Origin of the sequence: Synechococcus sp. WC101, assembly GCF_047461555.1 — a bacterium.
Lineage (GTDB): Bacteria > Cyanobacteriota > Cyanobacteriia > Thermostichales > Thermostichaceae > Thermostichus.
The window spans coordinates 20,826-27,605 of record NZ_JANSHG010000009.1; the positions used below are offsets into that span (position 1 = coordinate 20,826).

General features: G+C 62.1%; 6 protein-coding genes and 1 tRNA gene. 5 read left to right on the forward strand and 2 right to left on the reverse strand.

From position 1 onward, the window contains the following. Window positions 1-227 precede the first annotated feature (227 nt). The 4 genes from yidC (at window position 228) to NW809_RS01310 (ending at window position 3,671) form a co-directional block, all read left to right on the forward strand. The gene (gene yidC / locus NW809_RS01295) at window positions 228-1,406 is read left to right on the forward strand and encodes a membrane protein insertase YidC (RefSeq protein ID WP_414401371.1); all 1,179 of its coding nucleotides are present in this window, start codon (window positions 228-230) and stop codon (window positions 1,404-1,406) included. 76 nt (window positions 1,407-1,482) lie between these two features. After that, window positions 1,483-2,118, forward strand: coding sequence for a protein jag (locus NW809_RS01300; RefSeq protein ID WP_240527859.1), 636 nt, complete (start codon window positions 1,483-1,485; stop codon window positions 2,116-2,118). Between the two features lie 85 nt (window positions 2,119-2,203). Beyond that, a complete protein-coding gene (locus tag NW809_RS01305) occupies window positions 2,204-2,707 on the forward strand; it encodes a YceD family protein (RefSeq protein ID WP_011430617.1) in 504 nt (167 codons plus the stop codon). 52 nt (window positions 2,708-2,759) lie between these two features. Next, the gene (locus NW809_RS01310; RefSeq protein ID WP_011430618.1) at window positions 2,760-3,671 is read left to right on the forward strand and encodes a homogentisate phytyltransferase; all 912 of its coding nucleotides are present in this window, start codon (window positions 2,760-2,762) and stop codon (window positions 3,669-3,671) included. A gap of 58 nt (window positions 3,672-3,729) precedes the next feature. Here NW809_RS01310 and NW809_RS01315 read toward each other — a convergent pair whose 3' ends face one another. After that, window positions 3,730-4,518: a photosystem II S4 domain protein gene (locus NW809_RS01315; protein WP_011430619.1), complete on the reverse strand. Its 789-nt coding sequence runs from the start codon at window positions 4,516-4,518 to the stop codon at window positions 3,730-3,732. A gap of 69 nt (window positions 4,519-4,587) precedes the next feature. Between NW809_RS01315 and NW809_RS01320 the strand changes: the two genes are divergently transcribed. Next, window positions 4,588-4,660, forward strand: a tRNA-His gene (locus NW809_RS01320). A 110-nt stretch (window positions 4,661-4,770) separates the two neighbouring features. Here NW809_RS01320 and NW809_RS01325 read toward each other — a convergent pair. Further along, a partial coding sequence (locus NW809_RS01325; RefSeq protein ID WP_414401372.1) for a hydantoinase/oxoprolinase family protein occupies window positions 4,771-6,780 on the reverse strand: 2,010 nt, incomplete at its 5' end.

Below are 6,780 nucleotides of genomic sequence, written 5' to 3' on the forward strand. Positions count from 1 at the left end.
CAAAGCAGCCCCTCCTTTTTCACTGATATGCCGCCGCGCCCTGCCCCTCTCCCTCGGCAAGGCAGGGAAATCGTTTGGCTAGTCTCCCCTGGGAGAAGGGGAGGGTTGGCGAGGCCGGCAAGTGCCCAGGTCTCTCTTGCTGATTGGAGCGCTTCAACTCTGAAAACGCCCTCGTCAGCCGGTCGGAAACCCTTACAATGGGTTACGGACGTTCGCCAGCACCCCCCATGGACTTCGGAGTCGGATTTCTCTCCAACAACGTCATGCTGCCGATCCTGGATTTTTTCTACGGGATCGTGCCCAGCTATGGACTGGCCATCATCTTCCTGACGTTGGTGATCCGCTTTGCCCTCTACCCCCTCAACGTCGGATCCATCCGCAACATGCGGCGCATGAAGGTGATCAACCCCCTGATGCAGCGGCGGATGCGAGAGATCCAGGAAAAGTACCGGGATGACCCGCAAAAGCTGCGCGAGGCCCAGGCCAAACTGTACAGCGAGCTGGGGGTCAACCCGCTGGGGGGTTGTCTGCCGCTCTTGATTCAAATGCCGGTGCTGTTTGCTCTGTTTGCCACGCTGCGGGGATCCCCCTTTGCGGCGGTTACCTACGATGTCAACCTGCAGATCCTGCCAGCAGAGGTGGCGGCAGAGGTGGTGACCACCCCCTACGTCAGCCCCAGCAAGAACATCTTCGTCACCGACTCGGTACACAAGCCGGTGGTGCTGGTGGCGCCCAAGGGCACCAAGATTGCCGTAGGGGAGCAGGTGCAGTTTAGGCTGCAGGGGCCGGGGGGCAAGCCCTTTGAGCAGTTGGTGGCAGAGGCGGGCGGGGATCCCACCCTGTTGCGGCCCACCTGGAGGATCACCAAAGGAGAAGAGCGGGCCCAGATCCAGCCGGATGGCACCTTGCTGGCCCTGCAGCCGGGGGAAGTGACGGTGGAGGTTGCGATCCCGGGCTTGGCCTCTGACACGGGCTTTCTGTTTATCGACAAGTTAGGCCGCGTCGGCGCCTTTGATCCGGATGGCACCATTCACTGGGACATCATCGGCATGATCGTCCTTTTCGGTGTCTCCATTTACCTGAACCAATCCCTGACCAACGCCGGCCAGGAGGATCCCAGCCAGAGCTCGATGGCCCGCATCACCCCTGTGCTGTTCTCGGCGATGTTCCTGTTCTTCCCCTTGCCGGCTGGGGTCTTGCTCTATATTCTTGTCTCCAACATCTTCCAAACCGTGCAAACCTTCTTGCTCTCGCGGGAGCCGTTGCCTGAGAACTTGCAGCAGTTGGTGGAAGAGGAGCGCCGTCGCGCTGCCCAGGCGAGCACAGGGGAAGCCAAGGAGGTTGACCGACCAGCCAAGCCAAAGGCAGCCGGGGGAGGGCGCGAATCCCTGCCCTTTGAGCCCTAGCAAGTCCTTGCTGCTTGGCTTGGGGCGGGCTTAGGTCGAGTGCTTGATACCTCTTCAGAATTGGAAGCTGCCCAGGATGAGCCGCCCTGAGTCCTCTACGGGATCTGTGAAGGGATCCGCCGCCAAAAAATCGCATCAGAAGTCTGAGGGAACCGCTGCGCCTTCCCAGGGCAAGCTTTCTCCTGCCGAACATCGAGAACGGGCCAGGCAGTGGTTGCAGCAGGTGCTGGCGGCGATGGGAATCCCGGCGGTGGTGCGAGTGGTGGGGGAGATAATCGAAATCGAGGCCGATTCTCTAACGCCGGCTCAGAAGCAAATGTTGCTCTCAAAAGCGCCTGCATCGCCCTTGCCGCCGTCCAAAGAAGCCGGCCCCGAGGAAGAGCGCTCCCCGGTGGTTTTGGATGCGTTGCAGTATTTGGCCAACACCCTTCTCAACCTCAACCAGCCAGAAGACCAACAGCAGCCCTATATCCTGGATCTGGATGGCTATCGTCAGCGCCGTTTGCAGGAGCTCAAAGCCTTGGTTGCTGTCGCGGTGGAAAAGGTGAGAACCAGTGGTCGGGAATACGAGTTTCCCGATCTCTCTGCTGCCGAGCGGCGGCAGATCCACACGCTCCTGAAAGACCCTGCCTACGCCGATCTGGAAACTTTCAGCCGTGGCAAGGAGCCTGACCGTCGCCTGGTGATCCGGCGGGCCTCTTCTCGACCCTGACCTGGAGGCGCTGGCTGTGCGGCTCTCTTGCCGATAGGGGCGATTCCGGGATCCCTGCTACCCAAGACGTATAAAGGGGGATGTCATGCTGAGGCCAATTCGTCTATCCGACCTGCGGCAGATGCCTGGTCAAACCCAAGAGGTTCACTTTAGGCAGTTTTTCCCAGGTTTTGAGAGCTTGACCCCTGTGGAGGGATCCCTGCAGGCCAGCCACCGGGGGCATTTCCTGGAGGTGAGCGCCGAGGCCCGCACCATCGTCACCCTCACCTGTCACCGCTGCCTGCAGCAGTTTAACCACCGGCTGCATCTGCAGGTTGAGGAGATCATCCTGATTCGGGAGCCCAGTCCTGAACCCCCGCCCCTGGAGTTGGAATTGCGGGACGAAGAGGATCTGCTGGAGAGCCTGCCGCCCAACGGCGAGCTGGATATCGAAGACTGGATGTACCAACACCTGCATTTGGAGATGCCCCACCAGTTGCCCTGTCGCCCCGATTGCCCGGGCATTGTGGTGGAAGCGGCTGCGCCGCCGCCGGTGGATCCCCGCTGGTCGGCCCTGGCTGCCCTCCTTAAAGACTCTCCCCATCCCTAGCCACTCTCCGCGAGAGGGCTTCGGGCCATGAGCTGTATCGCTGCTGGCTAGAATGACCCCAAATTGGCAGGTTCTTTGGCGTTTTGCTCGGCCCCACACCGTCTACGGCACCAGTGCCAGTCTACTGGGCCTCTACTTGCTGGCCGGGTTCGTGGCCGCTGAACCAACGGCCCTGCTAGCTGTCCTTCCCCAGTTGGGCGTGGCTTGGGTGGCTTGTCTGGCGGCCAATGTCTACATTGTCGGCCTCAACCAGCTCACGGATATCGAGATCGACCGCATCAACAAACCCCATCTGCCCTTGGCCGCCGGCTCCCTGAGTTGGCGACAGGGGGTGGGGATCGTCGCCGCCTGCGGGGTGGCATCCATCCTATTGGCCCTGACAGGGATCCCGTACCTGTTGTTGACGGTGCTGTTGAGCAACGGGATCGGCACGGCCTACTCCCTGCCCCCCCTGCGGTTGAAGCGGTTTCCGCTGGCGGCCTCGGCTTGTATCTATTGTGTGCGGGGGTTGATCGTCAATCTGGGCCTGTACAGCCATTTTCAGCAGTTGATGCAGGGGGGAGTCGAGCTTTCTGCTCCCATTGTTTTTCTGACAGGGTTTATGTCTATTTTTGGGCTGGTGATCGCCCTTTTCAAGGATATTCCCGACATGGAGGGGGATCGCCGGTTTGCCATTGCCACCTTTTCGTTGCGCTTTGGCCAGGAGAGGATCTCAAAGTTTTGCATCGGCATTTTGGCCGCTTGTTACCTAGCCTTTATCGCTTTGGGAAGCTATTTTCTCCTCATGGGCCGGGGCGCCTGGATGCTGTTAGGACATGGGCTGGGGTTGGGGATCCTTTTGGGCTATGGTGTTCGCCTGGATCTGGGTTGCCGCGACGCGATTGTCACCTATTATCAACTGATCTGGAAGTTGTTTTACCTGGAGTATTTGCTCTATCCTTGGGCCTTCTTCCCTTTTTCCTAACATTTGCCAGGAGCCGCGATCTTGCCCCGGCTCAGGCGGGCAGCCGATCTCCAAAAACCTAGAGATACCGCTTCATCTGGATGCGAAAGCGGCCCTTTTTCGTCTCGGCCACCTCTTCAATTTGCAGCCGACCGCGACCGCGAATGGCAATCCAATCCTGGGGGCCGACGGTGTAGCTGGCTTGGGTAATCGGCTTCCAATTAACCCGCACCTCTCCCCGCTGGATCTCTTCCACCATCTTGCTGCGAGACAGGCCAAATCCTGCCGAGGCCACTGCATCCAGGCGCAAAGAGGCTTCCACGCTGGTGATGGACTTCACCCGCGGCGGTTGAACCTTCAACTGGCTGAGAGGGATCCGGCTGACCTTGACGGGCACGCTGCGCACCTGGGTTAGGTTGAGGCTGAGATAGTCCACCAGCTCCGGCACAACGATGGCCTGGGCCCCGAATTCGCCCACCACGAGGATGTCTCCCACCTTCTCGCGGGCAATTCCCGTCGCCAAAAGGGCTCCCAAAAAGTCGCGGTGGGTGGCCGGGTCGAAAAGAAAGTTTCCTTGGATTTGAACGGCGGCCAAGGGGATCCCTTCTGCGCCTTCCACCTCCAGGCTGACCTCAGGGCGGGCCAGGGCTAGGCGTTGCCGCTCTGCCTGGGCATAGCCTCCCCAGGCCATCACCTGCAGTTCGGCCAAGTTGTGCAACCGGCTTTGTACCTCGGCTACTTCTGCCGGGGAGAGAAAGTCACTCCAGACCACTTGCCAGGTTTTGAGGGCTTGCTCCCCCAGATCCAGAATGCGCGCCAAGGTTTCTCGATACTCCGCTCCTTTCAGTAGTTCGGTTCTGGGCAGCATGTTGGGGCGCTTCAATCTTTGCGGTTCTGTTCTGTTTGTCCCATGCTAAGCTAGATCCCCAGGATCCTGGCGGGCGTAGCCAAGCGGTTAAGGCAGAGGATTGTGGTTCCTCCATTCGTGGGTTCGAGTCCCATCGTCCGCCCTGCCGCAATAACCTGGGCCCTGCCAATTTAGAGAAAACCTCAAAACCTTGCAAAACTGCTGGCAACCAAGCTGAGGAAGGGTTCCCGAGGGCCGCACCTGGCAACGGAATCACCCGCAGCTCAGGATCAGGGTTCCCACGGCGTCGATATTGCCCGTCCAACCGGCTTCGATCACCACGGTAGCCTCCGGCATCTCCACAATCGCTGGCCCGCCCAGTTGAAACCCCACCCCCATGCGCCGCCGATCGTAGACTGGGACCGGTCGCATCCGGCCGCCCGTCCAGGCCTGGCGCTCCCCCTTGAAAGGATCCCCTGGCAGGGGGGGCGGCGCCTTTAAAGGCACAGGGGGCAAAGCTTGTACCGCCCGCAGACGCAGCTGGATCACCTCCACCTCTTGGTCGGGATCCTGCCAGCCGTAGCGCTGGCGGTGGGCCTGGTGAAACCGCTGCTCCAAGAGAGAAACCGGATCCGACAACTGGGCCGGGATCTCCAGCTCAAAAGACTGGCCGCGGTAGCGCAGGTCGAGGCTGAAGGAGAGCCCCGGCTCCTGCAGGTCGGCTTGCGCCTGGCGGATGAGGGGCGCCGCCCACTGGGCCAAAAGGGATCCTCCCCCTTCCCCCTCCAACTGTTGCAGCGGCTGCAGGATGGCCCGCCGGTAGTCCCGCCGCAGATCGGCCAAAGCCATACCCAGAGCCGAGAGGACACCGGCAAAGGCTGGGACGAGGACGCGGCGGATCCCCAGCTCTTCCGCCAGGGCACAGGCGTGCATGGGCCCGGCTCCGCCAAAGGCCAACAGGGCAAAATCGGCAGGATCCAAGCCCCGCTCCACGCTGATGACCCGCAAAGCCCGCGCCATGGCCACATTGGCCAGGGTGCGAATGCCAACAGCCGTCTCCTCCAAAGTCAAACCCAAGGGCTCCGCCAGCGTTCCGATGGCCTGGCCGGCCAAGTCCCGCCGTAGGCAAACAGCGTCCCCCAGCCAGCCCCCATCCGGCAAGTAGCCCAGCCAGAGGTTGGCGTCGGTTACCGTGGGAGCCGTTCCTCCCCGCCCATAGCAGGCCGGCCCAGGGTTGGAGCCGGCACTCTCCGGCCCCACCTGCAGCCCCCCGCCCGGCAACAGCGAGGCCAGGGATCCGCCCCCGGCGCTGACGGTATGGATGTCGATCTGGGGCTGTTGCACCGGCAGGCCGCACACCACCGCTGACGGGGTAACCTGAGGGAGGCCGTCTTGAATGAGGGCCACATCGGTACTGGTTCCCCCCATATCGAAGCTGAGCAGATGGGAATAGCCGCTCAGCCAGCCCAGGTAGGCCGCCCCGTAAACGCCGCCCGCTGGCCCCGAAAGCAGCGCCACCGAGGCATGAGCCGCTGCCTGGGCAATGGAAGTGACGCCGCCGGAGGATTGCATGATCAGGGGTTCGGGGATCCCTCGCTGCCGGCAGCCCTGCGCCAAGCGGTGCAGGTAGCCCGCCAGCACCGGGCTGAGGTAGGCATCAATGGCCGTGGTGCTAAAGCGCTCGTATTCCCGAAACTCCGGCGCCACTTCGCAGGAGAGGGAAACATGCAAGTCGGGGAAAGCCTCTCTCAGGGCCGCCCCCAGGCGCTGCTCGTGCTCCGGGTAGAGGAAAGAAAACAAGAATCCCACCCCCACGGCACGGATCCCATCCCGCTCTACCCGCTCGCCCACTTCCCGGAGGACGCGCTGGATTTCCTCTTCCGTCAGCGGCTCGACCACGCCGCCGGCGCTGCAGCGCTCCTTCACCTCCAGGCAGTGGTGGCGGGGCACCACCGGCTCTGGCTTGGGCTGGGTGAGGTCGTAAAGGGAAGGGCGGTTTTGGCGACCAATGGCCAGCACATCCCGGAAGCCCGCCGTGGTCAGAAACAGGGTGGGGGATCCCTTGCGCTCCAAGAGGGCGTTGGTGGCCACCGTCATGCCGTGGCAGAACACGTCCACCTCAACTGGGCCCAGCTTGTCCAGGGCGGCAAAGACCCCCGCTTCTGGGCTGGGGGTGGAGAGCACCTTGGCTGTCCGGATCTGGCCTTCCTGGAGGAGCACCAGATCCGTGAAGGTGCCTCCCACGTCGATCCCCAGGCGGACCAGGCCCCCCTGCCTCCCATC